At 69.0% G+C, this 19,453-nt stretch carries 18 protein-coding genes; 4 read left to right on the top strand and 14 right to left on the bottom strand.

Annotated elements, in window-relative coordinates:
* Window positions 1–176 precede the first annotated feature (176 nt).
* Complete coding sequence (locus ABN034_RS16370; RefSeq protein WP_349691870.1) at window positions 177–902, top strand: HAD family hydrolase; 726 nt, start codon at window positions 177–179, stop codon at window positions 900–902.
* Window positions 903–929: 27 nt separating this feature from the next.
* Here the strand turns inward: ABN034_RS16370 and ABN034_RS16365 are convergent, their stop codons facing one another.
* From ABN034_RS16365 to ABN034_RS16315, 11 genes are all read right to left on the bottom strand, one after another.
* Window positions 930–2,045: a dihydrofolate reductase family protein gene (locus tag ABN034_RS16365; RefSeq protein WP_349691869.1), complete on the bottom strand. Its 1,116-nt coding sequence runs from the start codon at window positions 2,043–2,045 to the stop codon at window positions 930–932.
* A gap of 8 nt (window positions 2,046–2,053) precedes the next feature.
* The gene (gene tpiA, locus ABN034_RS16360; RefSeq protein ID WP_349329269.1) at window positions 2,054–2,830 is read right to left on the bottom strand and encodes a triose-phosphate isomerase; all 777 of its coding nucleotides are present in this window, start codon (window positions 2,828–2,830) and stop codon (window positions 2,054–2,056) included.
* 32 nt (window positions 2,831–2,862) lie between these two features.
* A complete protein-coding gene (locus tag ABN034_RS16355; RefSeq protein WP_349692014.1) occupies window positions 2,863–4,047 on the bottom strand; it encodes a phosphoglycerate kinase in 1,185 nt (394 codons plus the stop codon).
* Window positions 4,048–4,091: 44 nt separating this feature from the next.
* Window positions 4,092–5,114, bottom strand: a complete 1,023-nt coding sequence (gene gap / locus ABN034_RS16350) for a type I glyceraldehyde-3-phosphate dehydrogenase (RefSeq protein ID WP_349329094.1) — start codon at window positions 5,112–5,114, stop codon at window positions 4,092–4,094.
* 281 nt (window positions 5,115–5,395) lie between these two features.
* Complete coding sequence (gene whiA / locus ABN034_RS16345; protein ID WP_349329093.1) at window positions 5,396–6,376, bottom strand: DNA-binding protein WhiA; 981 nt, start codon at window positions 6,374–6,376, stop codon at window positions 5,396–5,398.
* A 126-nt stretch (window positions 6,377–6,502) separates the two neighbouring features.
* Entirely contained in the window at window positions 6,503–7,456 is a 954-nt protein-coding gene (locus tag ABN034_RS16340; RefSeq protein WP_349691868.1) for a gluconeogenesis factor YvcK family protein, read from the bottom strand.
* Window positions 7,457–7,511: 55 nt separating this feature from the next.
* A complete protein-coding gene (gene rapZ, locus ABN034_RS16335) occupies window positions 7,512–8,384 on the bottom strand; it encodes an RNase adapter RapZ (RefSeq protein ID WP_349329091.1) in 873 nt (290 codons plus the stop codon).
* Window positions 8,365–10,521 carry an excinuclease ABC subunit UvrC gene (gene uvrC / locus ABN034_RS16330; RefSeq protein WP_349691867.1) on the bottom strand — a complete coding sequence of 719 codons (2,157 nt, stop codon included), beginning with the start codon at window positions 10,519–10,521 and terminating at the stop codon, window positions 8,365–8,367. Before uvrC ends, rapZ begins: the two co-directional genes overlap by 20 nt.
* 645 nt (window positions 10,522–11,166) lie before the next feature.
* On the bottom strand, window positions 11,167–11,718 hold the full coding sequence (locus ABN034_RS16325; RefSeq protein ID WP_349691866.1) for a Rieske (2Fe-2S) protein: 552 nt from the start codon (window positions 11,716–11,718) through the stop codon (window positions 11,167–11,169).
* Between the two features lie 162 nt (window positions 11,719–11,880).
* Window positions 11,881–13,218, bottom strand: a complete 1,338-nt coding sequence (locus ABN034_RS16320; protein WP_349691865.1) for a nickel pincer cofactor-dependent isomerase, group 22 — start codon at window positions 13,216–13,218, stop codon at window positions 11,881–11,883.
* Between the two features lie 14 nt (window positions 13,219–13,232).
* The gene (locus tag ABN034_RS16315; RefSeq protein WP_349691864.1) at window positions 13,233–14,786 is read right to left on the bottom strand and encodes a UxaA family hydrolase; all 1,554 of its coding nucleotides are present in this window, start codon (window positions 14,784–14,786) and stop codon (window positions 13,233–13,235) included.
* Window positions 14,787–14,917: 131 nt separating this feature from the next.
* Between ABN034_RS16315 and ABN034_RS16310 the strand changes: the two genes are divergently transcribed.
* On the top strand, window positions 14,918–15,769 hold the full coding sequence (locus tag ABN034_RS16310; protein ID WP_349691863.1) for a FadR/GntR family transcriptional regulator: 852 nt from the start codon (window positions 14,918–14,920) through the stop codon (window positions 15,767–15,769).
* Window positions 15,770–15,855: 86 nt separating this feature from the next.
* Here the strand turns inward: ABN034_RS16310 and ABN034_RS16305 are convergent, their stop codons facing one another.
* Together ABN034_RS16305 and ABN034_RS16300 are read right to left on the bottom strand one after the other, a co-directional pair.
* Complete coding sequence (locus ABN034_RS16305; protein WP_349691862.1) at window positions 15,856–17,010, bottom strand: glycoside hydrolase family 172 protein; 1,155 nt, start codon at window positions 17,008–17,010, stop codon at window positions 15,856–15,858.
* Between the two features lie 181 nt (window positions 17,011–17,191).
* A complete protein-coding gene (locus tag ABN034_RS16300; RefSeq protein ID WP_349329084.1) occupies window positions 17,192–17,398 on the bottom strand; it encodes a hypothetical protein in 207 nt (68 codons plus the stop codon).
* 351 nt (window positions 17,399–17,749) lie between these two features.
* Between ABN034_RS16300 and ABN034_RS16295 the strand changes: the two genes are divergently transcribed.
* A complete protein-coding gene (locus ABN034_RS16295; RefSeq protein ID WP_349691861.1) occupies window positions 17,750–18,418 on the top strand; it encodes a dienelactone hydrolase family protein in 669 nt (222 codons plus the stop codon).
* A gap of 19 nt (window positions 18,419–18,437) precedes the next feature.
* Window positions 18,438–18,674 (top strand): DUF3099 domain-containing protein, encoded by a 237-nt coding sequence (locus ABN034_RS16290; RefSeq protein WP_349691860.1) that lies wholly within the window; start codon window positions 18,438–18,440, stop codon window positions 18,672–18,674.
* A gap of 39 nt (window positions 18,675–18,713) precedes the next feature.
* On the opposite strand, the gene ABN034_RS16285 is transcribed toward ABN034_RS16290, so the two are convergent.
* A complete protein-coding gene (locus tag ABN034_RS16285) occupies window positions 18,714–19,451 on the bottom strand; it encodes a D-Ala-D-Ala carboxypeptidase family metallohydrolase (protein WP_349691859.1) in 738 nt (245 codons plus the stop codon).
* Window positions 19,452–19,453: the final 2 nt, after the last annotated feature.

The following is a 19,453-nucleotide window of genomic DNA, read 5'->3' as shown; positions in this document are numbered from 1 at the left end:
ATCCAAGGGCTACTGGTTCGGCCCGTGCGTCACTTTGGTCCATGCCGAGCTCCAACGAGGACCGACCAGCCAGCCAGTCCCTATGATCAGTGCCGGTCCGGTGATGATCACCGTCCCGTAGCTGGACGAGCGGAAAGCTGTATCGCGTGTCGCCAGATGACGGATGGAGAACGACAGTGCGGCTTGTGCTGTGGGACATCGATCACACGTTGATCGCCACTCGCGGCATGGGTCAGGAACTGTCAGCGATTGCCTTCGAGCAGGTAACCGGCCGACAGATGGTGACCCAGGCAAAGGTGGACGGGATCACTGAACCAGTCATCTTCCGAGAGACCGCAAGGCTCCATGGCCTGTCAACAGATCGAGCGGACTTCGAAAGGTTCGCTGCCGCCCTGACTCGGTTGCACGTCGACCGGGCGCCTGAGCTGCGTCGACGTGGACACGCGTTGGCCGGTGCCGCCGCCGCGCTGGACGTCCTCGCCGCCCAGCCGCATGTGACGCAGGCCGTCCTCACCGGAAACGTACGCGGTGTCGCCGAGGTCAAGCTCGCCACCTTCGGACTCGACCGTCACATCGAGTGGGAGCTCGGCGCCTACGGAGAGGACGCCGATGTCCGTGCGGAGCTGGTCACGATTGCCTTGAAGCGCGCGTCAGCGGCGGCGGGGCGGCGAATCACGCCTGCGGGGGCATTGATCATTGGTGACACGACCGCAGACGTGGAGGCAGGTCGAAGGAGCGGCGTTCGCGTGATCGCCGTAGCTACCGGCAGCAGCAGTGCGGACGAGTTGCGGGAGGTTGGCGCAGGCACCGTGCTTCCCAACCTCCTCGACACTGACCTCTTGGTTGAACTGATCCTCAGTGATAACGCGCACCTGGGCCGCGACGGTCGGCCGTGCCACTGAGGCAGATGATCACGGCGGGCCGTCGCCTCAGGACTTACGGAAGAGGTGCGCGTTGACGCTGCGCGCTTCCGAAGCCAGCTCATGCTTCTCGAGAACCTCGACACCGACCGCGCGCAGGTCCTCGACGCCGTGACAGTCCACGAAGAGGTCCGGCTCACGCCACGCGATCACCACGCGCGGGATGCCCGCCGCGATGACGAGTTCCGCGCACGGGCGTGGCCGGGACGCCCTGGCACTGCACGGTTCCAGCGTGGAGTAGAGCGTGGCGGTCCGCAGCCTGGGATCGTCATCGGCAACCTTGGCGAGGGCCGCCTCCTCGGCGTGGTCGCGGGGGTCGGCCTCGCGCGAGTAGCCGCGGGAGATCTCCTGACCCTCGGCGTCGACGAGAACGGCACCGACCGAGTACGCCGACGGCGAGACCGGACACCGTCGGGACTCCTCGATCGCCTCGGCCAGCCAGTAGTGGTCCGCGGCCAGAACGTAACGCAGGAAGGCGAGATCACCGATCCGGCGTACGTCCGCGAGTCGCATCGGATGGCCCGGGTGATGCGGGAACGCACCGTGCCCAACGAACCGGGGCGCGTCGGCATCACCGACGAAGAACGGCGCGACGACGAGGTGGAGTTCGTCGACGAAGCCCGCCGTGAGAAACGCCGTGTGGACGCGGCCGCCACCTTCGACCAGAAGCCGTCGTACGCCTCGCCGGATCAGGTCCGCCAGGACGACCACGAGGTCGAGCGGGTCACCCCCATCCACCACGGTCGCCACGTCACCGAGCCGCTCTCGCGCCGTACCCGCCGAACCGCCCGCCGCATAGACGACCTTGTCGCTCTCCCCCGCCGCAAAGAACCTCGCGCCCGGATCCAACTCCCCGCTCGCCGTGAGCGTCACCTTCACCGGGTCGGCAGGGCGGCCGGACGCAAGTCGAGCTTGACGGCGTAGGTCCGAACGCACCACCAGCCGGGGGTTGTCGCGCCGGATCGTCTCCGCGCCGACCAGGATCGCGTCGCAGCCGGACCGGACCTCGTCGACCCGATCGAAGTCGGCCGCGTCGGACAGCAGCAGCCGCTCGGGGGTCGTGTCGTCGAGACAGCCGTCGACCGACATCGCGGCACTGGCCACGACGTACGGACGTTCGGCCACGGCAGCGCTCAGGTGGGGAGCACCGGCATGTCGTGGTAGCGGCAGATCGCCCCGAACTCCTCCGGGTCGAGGCTGGCACCGCCGACGAGGCAGCCGTCAACGTCGGGTTGCTCCATGATGCCGGCGACGTTGGCCGCCTTCACCGAGCCGCCGTAGAGCACCCGCATGCCGCCCGCGACCGCGGCGTCGTAACGCAGTCCCACCACCTCACGGATCGCCGCGCACACCTCCTGCGCGTCGTCCGGCGTCGCGACCTCGCCGGTGCCGATCGCCCAGATCGGTTCGTACGCGATGACGATCTCGCCCGCCTGGTCGGGTTTCACGCCGTCAAGGGCGGCTTGCACCTGGTCGACGGTGTGCTCGACCTGTCTGCCCTCCTTGCGTACGTCCAGACCCTCACCCACACACAGGATCGGGCGCAGGCCGTGCCGAAGCGCGGCGTGCACCTTGGCATTGACGAGCGCGTCGTCCTCGTGGTGGTGCTGACGGCGTTCGGAGTGTCCCACGATGACGTAGGTGCAGCCCAGCTTGGCGAGCATGGCCCCGGAGATGTCACCTGTGTAGGCGCCGCCGTCGTGTTGGCTGAGATCCTGCCCGCCGTACTGCAGGTGGAGCCGGTCGCCGTCGACCAGTGTCTGTACCGAGCGGATGTCGGTGAACGGCGGATGCACCACCACCTCGACGGCGGCGAAGTCGTGCTTCTTGTCCTGCAGGATCCAGGTCAGCTTCTGGACCAGGTGGACGGCCTCGCGATGGTCGAGGTTCATCTTCCAGTTGCCGGCCATCAACACCGTACGGCCGTCACCCGACTGCTTCGTCACTCGTCCTCCAGCACGGCAAGTCCCGGAAGGGTCTTGCCCTCAAGGTATTCCAGGCTCGCTCCGCCGCCGGTCGAGATGTGCCCGAACGCGTCTTCGGCGAAGCCGAGCGCGCGCACCGCCGCCGCCGAGTCGCCGCCGCCGACCACCGACAGTCCGTCGATCGTGGTGAGCGCTTCGGCCACCGCCCGCGTCCCGTTCGCGAAAGCCTCGATCTCGGCGACACCCATCGGACCGTTCCAGAACACCGTGTGGGCGCCGCGAAGCTTGTCAGCGAACAGCTTCGCCGACGCCGGGCCGATGTCGAGGCCCATCCGGTCCTTGGGAATCGCGTCGACGGCGACGACGGAGTGCTCGGCCGTGTCACTGACCGCGGTCGCCGCCACGATGTCGACCGGCAGGACGATCCGGTCGCCCGCCTGTGTCAAGTAGCGCTTGACAGTCTCGATCTGGTCTTCCTCGAGCAGGCTCCGGCCGATCTCATGCCCCTGCGCGGCAAGGAAGGTGAACACCATTCCACCGCCGATGAGCAGCAGGTCGGCCTGGTCGAGGAGGTTGTCGATGACGCCGAGCTTGTCCGAGACCTTCGCGCCGCCGAGGACGACCGCGTAAGGCCGGTCCGGGTCGACGGTGAGCCTGCGCAGGACCTCGACCTCGGCGAGCACGAGCCCGCCGGCCGCGTGGGGAAGTCGCTTCGCCACGTCGTAGACGCTCGCGTGCTTGCGGTGCACCGCTCCGAAACCGTCCGATACGTACGCATCGGCAAGTGCGGCCAGCTCGCCGGCGAACGCACCACGCTCCGCGTCGTCCTTGCTGGTCTCGCGCGGATCGAAGCGGACGTTCTCCAGGACGGCGACACCGCCGTCAGCCAGCCCATCAACGGTGGCGTGCGCACTCTCGCCCACCGTGTCGGAGGCGAACGCCACCGGCCTGTCGAGCAGTTCTCCGAGCCGCCGAGCCGCCGGCGCCAGCGAGTACTGCGGGTCCGGCTTGCCCTTCGGGCGTCCCAGGTGAGCTGCCACGGCGACCCGCGCACCCTTGTCGGCGAGCGCGCGGATCGTCGGGACACTGGCCCTGATCCGTCCGTCGTCGGTGATCCTCTCGCCGTCCAGCGGGACGTTGAGGTCGGAACGGACGAGGACGCGCTTGCCGCGCAGATCTCCCAGATCGTCGATCGTACGCAGCCGAGACCCCTCGGTCGCAGGGCCCGAACTCACTGGGCCCGAACTCAAAGGGACCGACCCACGAGGGCGGCGACGTCGACGAGCCGGTTGGAGTAGCCCCACTCGTTGTCGTACCACCCGACGACCTTGACCTGGTTGCCGTTCGCCATCGTGAGCGCCCCGTCGATGGTGCAGCTCGGCGCGGTGTTGACGATGTCGGAGGAGACGATCTCGTCCTCGGTGTAGACGAGGATGTTCTTGAGCGGACCGTCCGCGGCGGCCTGGTAGGCGGAGTTGACCTCCTCCTTGGTGACCTCACGTCCGAGGTCGACCACGAGGTCGGTCACCGAACCGGTCGGCACCGGCACGCGGAACGCCATGCCATCCAGCTTGCCCTTGACCTCCGGGATCACGAGGCTGGTCGCCTTCGCCGCACCCGTCGTCGTCGGGACGATGTTGATCGCCGCCGCGCGCGCCCGACGCAGGTTGACCGAACCCTTGCGCGTCACCGCGATCTGGTCGAGCAGCTGCTGCTCGGTGGTGTACGCGTGGATTGTGGTCATCAGGCCCTTCTCGATGCCGAAGCTGTCGAGCAGGACCTTGGTCATCGGCGCGACGCAGTTGGTCGTGCAGGAGGCGTTGGAGATCACCGTGTGCTTCGCCGGGTCGTACTTGTCGTCGTTGACGCCCAGCACGATGGTGAGATCCTCACCGGTGGCCGGCGCGGAGATGATGACCTTCTTCGCACCCGCCTCGACGTGCTTGCGGGCGTCCTCGGCCTTGGTGAACCGGCCGGTCGACTCGATGACGACGTCGGCGCCCAGGTCGCCCCACGGGAGCTTCGCCGGGTCGGTCTCGGCCGTCGCGCGGAACGACCGGCCGTCAACGGTGAGCGTCTCGTCATCGTAACGGATATCGGCGTCGAGCCGGCCGAGCACCGAGTCGTACTTCAGCATGTGGGCCAGCACGTCGTTGCTCGTCAGGTCGTTGACACCGACGATTTCGATGTCTGCACCCTGGGCGAGGACTGCCCGGAAAAAGTTGCGGCCGATGCGGCCGAAGCCATTGATTCCTACCCGAATGGTCACAGGACACTCCCTCGCATGGGGTCGTTGCCGATCTTCAGTGCTCGTTGTGTGCGGCTGGCCTCGTTGCCCGACGCCGCTCCCCCTCTGCATTGTGCGCGTACGGCACGGCTCAAAACGGAGACTATCGGTCGGCTGGCGAGCGTCGTGAGCCGGCCTCAGACCGCGTACCTCACACGGTAACTCCCCACGATGCACGCCGAATTAACCGTGCATCGTGGGGAGTGGTCACGCATGCGTGATCATTCCCCGGCGGGGTCGGGGGCCGGGGTGCCGGGCCGACGTCAGGTGCTCAGCATTTCCGGGGTGAGGTTGGCCTCGGTGCCCGCGACGCCCAGGTCGGTGGCCCGTTTGTCGGCCATGGCCAGGAGCCGCCTGATCCGGCCCGCGATCGCGTCCTTCGTCAGCGGCGGCTCGTGCAGCTGCCCCAGCTCCTCGAGGCTCGCCTGGGTGTTCTCCACGCGGAGCTTCCCCGCCAGTCGCAGGTGGTCGGGAACGTCGTCGCCGAGGATCTCCAGGGCACGCTCGACCCGTGCGCCAGCCGCGACCGCAGCGCGTGCGGAGCGTCGCAGGTTGGCGTCGTCGAAGTTGGCGAGCCGGTTGGCGGTCGCCCGCACCTCGCGCCGCATGCGGCGTTCCTCCCATGCCATCAGGCTCTCGTGGGCGCCGAGCCGGGTGAGCAGCGCACCGATCGCGTCGCCGTCGCGGATGACGATCCGGTCGACTCCGCGTACTTCACGGGCCTTCGCGACGATCCCGATCCGGCGGGCCGCACCCACGAGCGCCAACGCCGCCTCGGGACCGGGGCAGGTCACCTCGAGCGAGGCCGACCGACCCGGCTCCGTCAACGAACCGTGTGCCAGGAACGCCCCCCGCCAGGCCGCCACCGCGTCGCACGTGGACCCGTTGACCACCTGCGGCGGAAGGCCGCGGACGGGCCGGCCACGCCCGTCGAGGAGCCCCGTCTGGCGCGCCAGCGCCTCGCCGTCCTTGACGACGCGGACGACGAAGCGGTTGCTCTTGCGGAGTCCGCCGGGTGCCAGGACCAGGACGTCGCTCGCGTGCCCGAAGACCTCCGCGATCTCCCTGCGTAGTCGCCGCGCACACGCGCCGGTATCCAGCTCTGCCTCGATGACGATCCGCCCGCTGACGATGTGCAGTCCGCCCGCGAACCGAAGCGTCGAGGAGACCTCCGCCTTGCGACAGCAGGGTTTCGTCACCGTTGTGCTCGTGAGCTCTGCCTTGACCTGAGACGTCATCGCCATGGCCCGATCCTGCCACGCATGACGAAATCTGTGGGCGAATGGGTCAAGCCGGAGGGAATTCTCGCCATGGTTCTAGCCACGCAGAGTGACCGGATGACACGATCGCAAGATACGAACGGCCCACACTCAGCCGACGAGAACCTTGCCATAGACGCGGGCGAGGCGTTCAGGGTCGTGTCGGTGTGAACCATCGCCGCGCGCCACGTCGGCGACCACCAACTCCGCACCCAGGGTTGCCGCCGCCTTCGCCAGTGCCGACTGGTCCGCGACGGACGCGTCGTCGGCGAGCACGACGTCGATGCGGAGGTCGGGAGCGTGCGCGGCCAACACCTCGAGGTGCTGCTCCGGCGAATAGTCCCTTGTCTCGCCTGCCTGCGGTGCGAGATTGAGGGTGAGGATCCGCCGCGCCGCAGTCTGGTGCAGCGCCCTTCGGAGCTCGGGAACCATGAGGTGCACCAGCACGCTGGTGAACCACGAACCTGGCCCGAGCACGATCGCGTCGGCGGCCCCTACGGCGTCGATCGCCTCCGGACATGCCGGCGGATCGGCGGGTTCGAGCGCGACGCTGAGAACCCGCCCGGCCGTCGCCGCGACCTCCGACTGGCCGCGCAGCGTGCGTACGGCATCGGGATCGAGAGGGTCGAGTCCCTGTACCTGTGCGGTGATCTCGAGGGGTACCGCACTCATGGGCAACACGCGTCCGCGCGCACCGAGCAGCCTCGCCACCCAGTCGAGTCCGTCCACGTGTTTGCCCAGCCGCTCCCATACCGCCACGATGAGCAGGTTTCCGACCGCATGGCCGGCGAGCTGACCGTCACTGGCGAACCGGTGCTGCAGCACCTCGGCCCACGTCCGTCCCCACTCGTCGTCGCCGCACAGTGCGGCGAGCGCCTGCCGGAGGTCGCCAGGAGGCAGGACGCCGAACTCCTTGCGCAGCCGGCCCGACGAACCGCCGTCGTCGGCCACCGTCACGACCGCGGTGAGGTGCTCGGTGACCTGCCGCAGGGCCGAGAGCGACGCCGCGAGCCCGTGCCCGCCGCCGAGGGCGACGATGCGCGGGTCGGCCTGTCCGCCGCTCATGTGGCGAACCGCCTCGTCCGGGAGGACGAGTCGCTCGTCCGGGACATCGACGCGCTCATTCCCGCCCCAGGTCCCGATGCAGGACGAGGTTGCCGATGCCGTGCGTTCGAAGCCGCGCACCGAGCTCCTCCGCCATGGCCACGCTCCGGTGCTTGCCTCCGGTGCAGCCGACCGCGATCGTCACGAACCGTTTGCCCTCTCGCAGATAGCCGCGTGCCAACAGGCTCATCAGATTTTCATAGTGGTCGAGGAACGGAAGCGCGTCGTCCTGTTTGAGGACGTACTCACGAACATCGGAGTCCAGGCCGCTCTGCCCCCGCAGCTCCGGGTCCCAGTAGGGGTTCGGCAGGAAGCGGCAGTCGACCACGTGGTCGGCGTCGACGGGGATGCCGTACTTGTAGCCGAACGACATGATCGTCGCCTGCAACGCCTGGTCGTCGGCGCCGCCGAACGCGTTCACGATCTTCGCCGTGAGCTGGTGGACGTTGAGGCTGGACGTGTCGATCACCAGGTCGGCGTCGGCGCGAAGCTCCCGGAGGGCGACCCGTTCGCGGGCGATCCCGTCGAGGACCCGACCCTCCTCGCCCTGGAGCGGGTGCGGTCGCCGGACGCTTTCGTACCGGCGGACGAGCACTTCGTCGGCGGCCTCCAGGAACAGCAGCATCGGGCGGAGGCCACGGGCGCGCAGCGCCTCGAGCGATCCCTGCAGAGCCGCGAAGAAGGATCCGGACCGGACGTCGACCACCACGGCGATCTTGGCGACCGATCGCTCGCCGTCGGCGACGAGCTTCACGATGGTCGGCAGGAGCTCGGGCGGAAGGTTGTCGATGACGAACCACCCCAGGTCCTCCAGCACGTCGGCGGCCGAACTGCGACCCGCTCCGGACATGCCGGACACGAGGACGAGCTCAGGTGGACGTGTCGCCATGGCCAACTCCCTGCCGGTGATCCTCGTGCGCCGTCATGGCGTCATTGTCTCCCGAACTGGCCGAGGGGTCCGGCTGGTCGGGCAGCTCGGCCGTGTCGGTCACGGCCGGCGGGTCCGCCTCGTCGAGGATCTCTCCCGTCGCGGTGTTGATCGCCGGCCGGCCAGTGGCCGCGCCTTCGTCTCTCAGCGCTGCCACGACGGCCGCCGCCGTGCGAGCCCCGATGCCGGGGACCTCCGCGATCTCCTCCGCGGTCGCCGCGCGCAGGCGCTTCAACGAACCGAACTTGCGCATCAGCGCCTTGCGCCGGGTCTCACCCAGTCCGGCAACGTCGTCGAGCAGGCTCTCGACCATCGACTTCGACCGCTTCTGCCGGTGGAACGTGATGGCGAACCGGTGCGCCTCGTCGCGGACGCGCTGGAGGAGATACAGGCCCTCGCTCGTACGCGGCATGATGACCGGATCCTCCTGGCGGGGCAGCCACACCTCCTCGAGCCGCTTGGCCAGCCCGCAGACGGGCACGTCGTCGATGCCGAGCTCGTCGAGCGCGCGATGGGCCGCCGCGACCTGGGGCGGTCCGCCGTCGACGACCACCAGGCCAGGGGCGTACGCGAACTTGCGTCGCCGACCGGTCGCGGGATCGACAGCGGCCGGACCCTCGTCGTCGTGGCCGTTCTCCCCGACCTCTCCGGTCTCGGAACGCTCGTCGAGATAACGCTGGAACCGGCGCGTGATGACCTCGTGGATGGATGCGACGTCGTTGGATCCGCGTGGACCGTCGCCTTCGGCGTCTCCTCCGCCCATCACCTTGCCCCTGCTCCTGATGGTGAACCGGCGGTAGTCGCTCTTGCGGGCAAGCCCGTCCTCGAAGACCACCATCGACGCCACGACGTCGGCCCCCTGCAGGTTGGAGACGTCGTAGCACTCGATGCGCAGGGGCGCCTCCTCCATGCCCAGCGCTTCCTGGATCTCCTCCAGCGCCTTGCTCCTGGTGGTGAGGTCGCTTGCCCGCTTGGTCTTGTGGAGACCCAGTGCCTGGTGGGCGTTGCGGGCGACGGTCTCGAGCAGCGCCTTCTTGTCGCCGCGCTGGGGTACGCGCAGGTCGACCCGTGCGTGCCGGCGTTCGGTGAGCCAGGTGGTGAGCGCGTCGACGTCCTCGGGTACGGCGGGTACGAGAACCTCGCGGGGCACGCCGTCGGCCGACTCGGAGCCGTAGAGCTGGGTGAGCAGGCGTTCGACGAGCTCGCCGGTGCCGGCGTCGTCGGTCTTGTCAGCGACCCAGCCGCGCTGCCCGCGGATCCGTCCCCCGCGGACGTGGAAGACCTGCACCGCGACCTCGAGCTGGTCTTCCGAGAGCGCGATCACGTCGGCGTCGGTCCCGTCGGGCAGGACGACGGCGTTCTTCTCCAGCGCGCGTTCCAAAGCCTTGAGGTCATCGCGGAGCCGGGCCGCACGCTCGAACTCCAACTCGTCCGACGCCTGCTTCATCTCGCGTTCGACCCGCTTGAGATAGGGCACGTAGTGGCCGGCCATGAAGTCGCAGAAATCCTCGACGATCCGCCGGTGCTCCTCCGCGCTGACCCGGCCCACGCACGGCGCCGAACACTTGCCGATGTAGCCGAGCAGGCACGGCCGGCCGATCTGGTGGGCGCGCTTGAAGACGCCCTTGGAACACGTACGGGCCGGGAACACCCGCAGCAGGAGGTCGAGCGTCTCGCGGATCGCCCAGGCGTGGGCGTAGGGGCCGAAGTAGCGGACGCCCTTGCGCTTCGCACCGCGCATGACCTGTAGCCGCGGGAACTCCTCGTCGAGCGTCACCGCCAGCCACGGATAGCTCTTGTCGTCGCGGTACTTGACGTTGAACCGCGGGTCGAACTCCTTGATCCAGGCGTACTCCAGCTGGAGTGCCTCGACCTCGGTGTTGACGACCGTCCACTCGACCTTGGCCGCGGTCTGCACCATCGCCTGGGTGCGCGGGTGGAGAGCGGCGAGATCCTGGAAGTACGAACCGAGCCGGGCACGCAGGCTCTTGGCCTTGCCGACATAGACGACTCGCCCCCGGCTGTCGGAAAAGCGATAGACGCCGGGCGCGTCGGGAACGGAGCCGGGAGCCGGTCGATAGGTCGCGGGATCTGCCACTTGTCCGAGCGTAGACGCCCCTACCCCCACCTGATCGGCACCACCCCGTGATCATGATCGTGATCATGAAGGTTCCGGGGGGTTATGGCCCCGTTGGTTTTCATGGTCCGGTTTCCCTTCATGATCATGAACGTCCGAAGGTGTGTAGGAGGCGGCTGGCGGTGTCGGTTGCAGAGCCACCTGCCAGCCTTCACGGCCTGGACCCGCTCGGGTCATTCCTGAAGCAGGCGGGCTGGGCGTACAGGCCTTTGTGCGTGCGGTCCATCCAGGCACAGGCCCGCTTGGCCGTCCCGGCACAGGCCCGCTTGGCCGTCCCGGCACAGGCCCGCTTGGCCATCCCGGCACAGGCCCGCTTGGCCATCCCGGCACAGGCCCGCTTGGCCATCCCGGCACAGGCCCGCGACCATCCCAGCGCAGCCCCGCAGGACATGGCTGGCACTCCGGGCTGGACCATCGCGCGGACGGGCCGATCTGCGCTGCGTGATCATGAAGGCGTTCGGAACCATGAAGGCTCTCGGGGCTATGGACCACGACAACCTTCATGATCACGATCATGATCACGGAACGGGACCCAGAGCGGCTCTGAGCGGCTCTGAGCGGGACGGGACCCCGAGCGGCCTCGCGATTGTGAGGGACCGGCACCAACTAGGCGAGCATGATCGAGTCGCCGTCGACCGTGACCTCCTTGGTCTCCAGCGGCTCGGTGGCGGGACCGCTCGTGACACTGCCGTCGCTGGCGCTGAACTTGCTGCCGTGGCACGGACAGTTGATGGACCCGTCCGTCACGTCCTTGACCGGGCACCCCTTGTGGGTGCACAACGCGCTGAACGCCTTGAACTCACCGGCCGCCGGCTGCGTCACCACGAGCTTCTGGTCGGCGAGCACCACGCCCCCTCCGACGGGAATGTCCGCGGTCTTCGCCAGAGCGTCGGCCCCGGCGGGCGGCTCCTCCTCGGTGGGCTCCTGTTCGGAGGGCTCCTCCTCCGCGGGCGGGTCCTCCGCGGGAGCGCCGTCGGCGGGCGGCTCCTCCTCGGTCTGTGTGCCACCGGCGCAGGCGGCGAGCACCGGGACTGCGGCTCCGGCGACGGCGACACCACTCAGGACCCGGCGCCGGGTCAACGAAGGCAGGTCGCCAGCGGGCGGGGGCGGCACGGTCGAGGGCATCGAAAGCTGGGCCTGCGGGTCAGTGGTCTCCACGTGGTAACTCCCGTCGATAGGTCGAGCACCGGGCGCTGACCCCTCTAACTACGGAAAGGGCGCCCGGTCGGTTCAGCTCGAGCCCGAAAATCCTGGATTGTCCGACATCGACGGATGTGCCAAGCCACTGCCCGCGAAGCTGTTGCCGTCGCGGGCGGGACCCTACGCCGGCCAGGCGGGCAGTTCACCCTCGGGCGTACACGCGAACGGAACCGGCTCACCGACAATCTCCAACCGCGGATGCGAGTCGATCTCGGCCCGCAGGCTCGCCGAGACCAGGAGAGAAACCGTGTCGAGCGTGTCGTGGACCCGGACCAGCCGGACGTTCTCCGGGTCGGGCCGGCCGCACATGAGGATCGCAGCCGCCACGGCGTCGCGGTCGGTGGCGAGGGCGATCGGCAGCTTCGTACGCCGCAGGCCGCCGGTTCCCGACGTCATCGCGTTGACGTAGACGGCGTGCAGGTCGATGTCCTCCAGCACGCGGAACGGGATGAAGTCGGCGAGCCCGACGCCGACGGCGTTGCCGTAGGACGCCTTGCTGATCGCGTGCACGGTGATGGCGGTGATCCGGGGACCGTCGGGTTCGGCGACGCCGGGGATCCACATCCGGCCGATGACGTTGGTGTCCATGCCGGAGCCCGACTTGTCCTTGCCGAGCTCGTCCACGACCAGCACGTCGAGGTCGTCGAAGGGCAGCCGCCCGAGCAGTTCACCGGCCTCGGCCAGCAGAGCGGTCTCCGCCGGCCCGGCGATGCCGTCGGGGGCGACGAAGGCCACCTTGGCCGTGGTCTCGTGGGCGTTCTCGACGATCGCAAGGCCGCCGAGCACCTTGCCGGTGTCGACGATTCGCCTGGCCACCGCGGGCATCCACCGGGCGAGCCCGGTCGAGCCGTACGCATGAATGCCCTCGGCACCTCGCTGCTTGCCGAGCCCGATCGCGGCGATCTTGCCGAGACCGCTCTCCATCTCGCCGTGGAAGTCGGTGTGCGGCTTGATCCGGTTGACCAGCAGAATCCCGTCGGCCTGGGCGGCATGGGCGTCGAGGTGGACTTCCGGCCCGTCGGGTACGCGCCCCAGCACGACCGTGTCCATGGTCGCCCGCAGCGGGACGCCCATCGTCTGCTCGGTGATGCCGTACGACGCGAGGACGGCGAGCTGGCCCTCGGCATTCGCGTCACCGTGTGAGCCCATCGCCGGCACGATGAACGGCTCGGCCCCCTGCTCCCGTAACCAGGTGCACGCGGCCTTGACCACGGTGGCGATGTCGTGGATGCCCCGGCTGCCGGCGGTGACGGCGATCCGCATGCCTGCGGTGATCCGGGGCCGGAGCGCTTCCAGCTCGCGCCTGGTCGCGGCGGGGACATCGGCCTCGACGGGCACGTCGTAGTGCTGGCGGACGGGCAGCAGATCCGGCAGGGGCGCCTGCGGTGAGACGTCGCGGATTCGTTCGAACGGGCCGAGGTTGGTGCCTGTGCTGGTCGTTCTACCGCCGTTCGTCACGGCGACCGCCTCCCTCACATCACAGCGCCGAGCTGCCACGGGACGAACTCCTCGTCGCCGTAGCCCAGCTCCTCGCTCTTGGTCTTCTCCCCCGACGCGACCCGCAGCACCAGGTCGAAGATCTGCTGCCCGGATTCCGCGACCGAGGCCTCGCCGTCGGCGACGATGCCGCAGTTGAGGTCCATGTCATCGGTCATGCGTTCGTACATCGGGGTGTTGGTGGCGAGCTTCAGCGACGGCGTGGGCTTGCACCCGAACGCCGAGCCGCGCCCGGTCGTGAAGCACAGCACCTGGGAGCCGCCGGCCACCATGCCGGTCGCGTTGACCGGGTCGTAGCCGGGCGTGTCCATGAAGACGAGACCCCTCGCGGTGATCTCCTCGGCGAACTCCACGACGTCGGCAAGGTTGGTCGTGCCACCCTTGGCCGCCGCACCGAGCGACTTCTCCAGGATCGTCGTGAGACCGCCGGCCTTGTTGCCGGGCGAGGGGTTGTTGTCCATGCTGCCGCCGTGCTTGGCGGTGTAGTCCTCCCACCAGCGGATGCGCTCGACCAGCTTCTCGCCCACCTTGTGGCTGACGGCGCGGCGAGCCAGCAGATGTTCCGCGCCATAGATTTCCGGGGTCTCGCCGAAGACGGCCGTGCCGCCGTGGGCGACGAGAAGGTCCGCCGCCGCGCCCAGGGCGGGGTTGGCGGTGATGCCGGAGTAGCCGTCGGAGCCGCCGCACTCCATGGCGAGGACGAGCTCGCTCGCGGGGACGGTCTCGCGGGTGACGTTGTTGACGTCGGGGAGCATCTCCTTGATCCGGGCGATGCCTTCGGCGACGGTCTTCTTCGTACCGCCGAGTTCCTGGATCGTCATCGGCACCGTGAGCTTGTGCGCGGGGATCTGCCAGTGCTCGACGAGGGAGGACACCTGGTTGACCTCGCAGCCGAGGCCGAGGACGAGGAAGCCGGCGAAGTTGGGGTGGTTGGCGTAGCCGGTCAGGGTCCGGCGCAGGACCTCGAAGGCCTCACTGCCAGGACCCGCCATGCCGCAGCCGGTGTCGTGGGTGAGGGAGACGACGCCGTCGACCTGCGGGAAGTCGTCGAGCGCGTCGTACTTGAAGCGGTCGGCGATCAGCTTGGCCGCGGTCGCCGAGCAGTTGACCGTGGTGAGGATGCCGATGTAGTTGCGGGTCGCCGGGCGGCCGTCGGGGCGGAGGATGCCCTGAAAGGTCGCGCGGGCGTTCTCGGGGACATACTCGGTCGGGCGCGTGTCGACACCGAACTCGTAGGCCCGCTCGAACATCTGGAACGCCGTGTTGTGCGTGTGCACGTGCCGGCCAGGTGTGATGGCCGCGCTGGCGAAGCCGATGACCTGGCCGTACTTGCGTACGGGCTCACCCTCGGCGACCGGAGCGACGGCGACCTTGTGCCCGCGGGGCACGGAGTCGGCGATGTCGAGGGTGCCGCCGCCGGCGAGCGCGTACGGTCCTGGGTCGAGGTCCTGCATCGCGATGACAACGTTGTCGTCGGCATGGAGCCGGAGCGTCACGTCAGCAAGCGCGGTTGGCGCCGGAACGGCCATGGGGTACGCACCCTCCAAGACATCAGATGTTTCAACATCGCGATCGTACCGGGTTTCGGCCCTGTGCCAGGTATCCGTTGCGCGGCTGCCATACTCTGTGGCTCTCGTGTGGGCCACCAGACCGTCCGAAGATGGTCAGGCAAGGTGGCCAGGCTGGGGAGGCGCAGTCCAACATGACCGACCAGAACATCCGCTGTGTGGATCCGCCGCGCACCGGCAGACGCGCGAGTCAGTTCTCCACTGTCAGCCGCACCGGCCTCGCCGACCAACTGGCCGAACGACTGCTGGACGAGATCGTCAGCGGTACCTACCCACCGGAGAGCAGGCTTCCTCCCGAACCCGTGTTGGCCGAGCGAGCCGGGGTGAGCCGGCTGACCCTGCGCGAGGCGATCAAGGATCTGCGCCAGCGCGGCGTCCTGCGGGTTCAGCAGGGGCGGGGCACCTTCGTCAACGCGCCGGCGATGTGGGCACCGTTCGACAGCACCGTGCTCAACGCACGGGCGACCCTCGAACCCGGCTACGCACTCGCGTACGAGCTCACCGAACTGCGGCGCATCGTCGAGCGCGGGATCGCCGAACTCGCCGCTCTCCGGCGTACCGACGCCGACCTCGAACGCATGACCGTCGCCGTCGAGGCGATGAAGGCCGCGTGGGCCGACGGCGATCTCGACACGTTCAGCTCCGCCGACGTCGACTTCCACGACGCCTTGCTCCGGGCCGCGGGCAACACGTTCGCGCTCACGCTGTTCCATTCCGTGGACGGTGCGCTGCGTAGTGTCCGCCGGCGTACCGTCGAGGACAACGCCGAGCTGGCCGCCCGGGCGATCGACTTCCACACCAAGATCATGGCCGCGGTACGCCGCAGAGCGGCGCGCGCGGCCGGTGCCCTGATGGACGAGCACCTGCAGGAGACCGAGGACTTCACCGCGAGGTTGGCGGCCGCCTCGGTCCAGCAGGTCGACGCCGGGATCTACGCACCATGATCATGAAAGTCTTGCGGCGCATAGACCCCCGATTTCCTTCATGATCACGATCATGATCACGGGGAGAGGCCGGGAGAGGCCGGTGCTCAGCAGATCTCCAGGGTGTCGAGGTCGGGGGTCGCTGGGGCGGCGTACGACGTCTCGCGGCCGTACCAGAACGCGGTCGAGGCGATGTCGTCCTGCAGCGGCAGGTACCGCCCGCCCGCCCGCCACCCCAGCGCCTGCACGGTGACGCGCAGATCGGCGGCGAAGCGGATCGGGTCGAAGATGTGCCAGCGGTACATGCCGAACCGCTGCTGACTCCGGTACAGCCCGTCCGGCGCGATGATCTGGTGCAGTCCGAGGAACGGCGTCGAGAACGCGGTGTATCCCTGACCCGGGACGTCGAAGTTCCAGGCGCCGCCGAAGTAGTCCTCGGTCCCGGTACCGCAGATGGTCGGGAACTCGTCGTCCCCGTCGAGGTAGAACTTCAGCTCACCCTCGCCCCACCAGCCGGTGCTGTTGACGCCCCACGCGAGGTAGGTGCCGACGTAGTGGCCGGTGCCCTCGACGCCATCCACGATCGTGTGGACCTCCGCCGACGGCAGCGGGTTGCTGCGCCGCCACTGGGAGTGGAAGTACGCCAGGTCGTCGCCCTGCGCGGCGAGGGTGTAGTCGACCTGGTAATAGACAATGACCGGGTCGTCGGCGAGATTCTCCAGGGTGATCCGCGCCGACCGCGCGAACGGCATCGGCCAGTAGCAGTTGAACCCGCCGTTGGGGTTGACCGCGACGGGCAGGGAGCTCAGCTGGGCGAACGCTCCCCATCCCTGGCCGAAGAAGTCGCCCACTGGTACCTCGACGGCGGGGCGCGGGTCGTCATCCCAGTAGAACCGCAGGAGCAGCCGGCGCCAGTTCGACACGTGGGTCGTCAGCCAGATGTGCTGGATCGCTCCGGACCCTTCGATGCCTGCCAGAGTCGCTGTGTCGCCGGCCTCGATCCGGATCGATGGCGAGACCTTCCAGCCGCGGCCGAGGTCACGCGCCGCGTTGGCGCCGGTCCCCTCGGTGGCCGCACCGCCGTGGCCCTTCTCACCGGTCGGGTTCTCGGCGCTGATCGAGCGGGTCACCGCGTCGGACACGCGGGCCAGGTCCCCGAGCCCACCGACCAGCCCGCTCGTCGGACCGCCGCCCCGACCACCCCCCTGGCCACCTCCCCGACCGCTGTTCGGACCGCCGGTCATGCCGTCGCCTGCGTTCACGTTCGTACCTCCGGAAATCGATTCCTACGAACGTACCGGTCGGCCGGCCCGCTCCGGGTACACCGGTCATGACCTGTCCCGGACACTGCCAGGCGGTGGTGCGCGACACCGCCAGGCAGTCCGTCATCGGCATGGGGAACCGGGATCGCCGACGTCCTCCGACGTGCTGGGCCCGATCGGGTCAGGCGAAGTGGGCGGGACAGAAGAACCCGCCTGAGCTGCCGTCGAAGACCCAGCCCACGTGGTCGGTCAGGTAGACGCGTACCTGGCGCGCCGAGCCCACCCACAACCCGTGGTCACGGGGCCTGAACACGATGCACGCCGCACACTCGTCGCAGTCGACCATCGCGAAGTAACCGGACTGCTCATCGCCACGGATCTGGATCATCGTGCCATCCGCATTGCGAACCTGCTCTTTCCTACGCCCGCGACCGGGTCGGATCGGGTGGATCTGCCAAGCGCCCCAGCTCGAACGAGCCGATCGTACGCCGGCCAGGTTTCGCGCGCGTCACGCCGGTCCGCAGTAGGCCGGCCCGCAGTAGGCCGGCCCGCGGTGCGCCGGCCCGCCACGTCCACAGGTCTGCGCCACCGAAAGGTCCGCCACGACCGCTCGTTCGCCCGAATCTGTATGCCCCATGGTCGGCGTTGGTTTGCGCGGGCCGCCCTGCGGTAGGAAGTCCAAGGTGGGTCATCTGGTGCGTCGGCGACACCGAGGCGTCGAGAGGCTGTGCAGGCGCCGATGAGCGTTCCGGTCACCGTCCCTGCTGGTACCGCGCCCGCGGACGTCGAGCTGCGCGGAGACCTGGTCCTGCCCACCAGTGCCGAGGCGCTCGTCCTGTTCGCCCACGGGTCGGGAAGTTCACGACACAGTCCGCGCAACCGGGCAGTCGCTCGCACCCTGTCCGATGCGGGCTTCGCGACGGTCCTCCTCGACCTGTTGACGCCGGACGAGGAGGTGCGCGACCGCCAGACCGCCGAGCTGCGCTTCGACATCGGCCTGCTCGGCAAACGAGTCACCGCTGCCGTTGACCAGCTACGCCGGTGGGAAGAGACGCGTAGCCTGCCGATCGGGATCTTCGGTGCGAGCACAGGCGCCGCCAGCGCGCTGGTGGCCGCGGCGGAACGGCCAGACGACGTGGGCGCGATCGTGTCCCGGGGTGGTCGACCTGACCTCGCTGGTGTCGCGCTGGACCGGGTACGGGCGCCCACCCTCCTCATCGTCGGCAGCGAGGACCGGCAGGTACTGGGCCTCAACCAGCAGGCGGCCAGGAGGCTGTCGGCGCCCCACGACATCGCCGTTGTCGCCGGAGCCACGCACCTGTTCGAGGAACCCGGTGCGTTGGAACGCGTGGCCCAGCTCGCGAGCGAATGGTTCTCGCGCTACCTGCGCCCGGACGTGCCCGCCTGACGGTGCGAGCCTTGCCCAGGTGAACGAACAGCGGCAGGGGCAGCGGCAGGGGCAGGGGCAGGGGCAGGGGCAGGGGCCGCGCGGGCAGCGGCGGCGCCTTTACCTTGCCCTGATGGGCCTCTGCATCGGCCTGTTCCTGGTGGCCTGGCTGGTGGTGAGCCGGTTCTCGGTGACTGCGGTGTTCATCCTGTCCGCCGTCGCAGCGTTGATCCCGCCGGCCGCCGCCATCGTGGCCAACAGCCAGCGGGATCGGTGAGGGTTGTCGATCGAGGACGGGTGGAACGCGGCGCCGCGATCAGACTCCGCAGGTGGGCGCGTCCCACACGAAACCGGACCGGCCGTCAGCGTGGATGTGGTCGTTGTGACCGGGGTAGCCGGGCCCGAACAGGCCGCCGAACCCGTGCGACCTCGCCTGTTGCACGATCCGGCACAGGGAGGCGGAGCCGGAGACGAGGTCGGCCGCGTCGCCGTAGAGGTGCCGGCTGTTCGACGCACCACCCACCGCGCTGTTGCAGGCCTCGCTGCGGAAACCTGACGTGACGATCAGCGGGTTGTCACCCAGGGCGCGCCGCAGCGCCTCGAGCTTCCACATCGTGCGTAGTGCGTTGGCACGAGCGGTGGCTGCCGAGACCCGGCCACCGGCCCAGGTGCTGTTGCATTGGTTGAGCTCGGCGTAGGAGAAGTGGATCGGCGTGCAGTCGTTGTCCTGCAGTTCGTAGATCTTCGCGAAGGTCGCCGGGCCGGCGACTCCGTCCGCGGCAAGACCGTAGGCGGCCTGGAAACGCTGTACCGCCGCCGCGGTCTGCGGACCGTAGGCGCCGTCGAGCGCGATCTGGTTCTGGAATCCCGGCCAACCGGCCACCCGGATCTGCAACTGGGTGACGTCGCTTCCACTCATGCCCTGCTGGAGAGTGCGGTTCCAGGTGTAGCAACCATCGGCGTGTGCGGTCGTCGCCGGTACGCCGACCACGACCGCCGTCGCCAGGACCATCGTCAAGCCCGCGAGTATCCCCATCAGTCGCCGTCGCGCCATCG

This window comes from Actinopolymorpha sp. B11F2, from assembly GCF_040195635.1.
Lineage (GTDB): Bacteria > Actinomycetota > Actinomycetes > Propionibacteriales > Actinopolymorphaceae > Thermasporomyces.
This window is presented reverse-complemented; position numbering and strand designations above follow the sequence as displayed.

Coding starts and splice junctions, on each gene's coding strand:
- tpiA (WP_349329269.1), bottom strand. CDS start 2,830: ATGGCCGGCAACTGGAAGATGAACCTCGACCATCGCGAGGCCGTCCAC.
- whiA (WP_349329093.1), bottom strand. CDS start 6,376: ATGGCGATGACGTCTCAGGTCAAGGCAGAGCTCACGAGCACAACGGTG.
- ABN034_RS16340 (WP_349691868.1), bottom strand. CDS start 7,456: ATGAGCGGCGGACAGGCCGACCCGCGCATCGTCGCCCTCGGCGGCGGG.
- rapZ (WP_349329091.1), bottom strand. CDS start 8,384: ATGGCGACACGTCCACCTGAGCTCGTCCTCGTGTCCGGCATGTCCGGA.
- ABN034_RS16315 (WP_349691864.1), bottom strand. CDS start 14,786: ATGGCCGTTCCGGCGCCAACCGCGCTTGCTGACGTGACGCTCCGGCTC.
- ABN034_RS16310 (WP_349691863.1), top strand. CDS start 14,918: ATGGTCAGGCAAGGTGGCCAGGCTGGGGAGGCGCAGTCCAACATGACC.
- ABN034_RS16300 (WP_349329084.1), bottom strand. CDS start 17,398: ATGATCCAGATCCGTGGCGATGAGCAGTCCGGTTACTTCGCGATGGTC.
- ABN034_RS16295 (WP_349691861.1), top strand. CDS start 17,750: ATGAGCGTTCCGGTCACCGTCCCTGCTGGTACCGCGCCCGCGGACGTC.
- ABN034_RS16285 (WP_349691859.1), bottom strand. CDS start 19,451: ATGGCGCGACGGCGACTGATGGGGATACTCGCGGGCTTGACGATGGTC.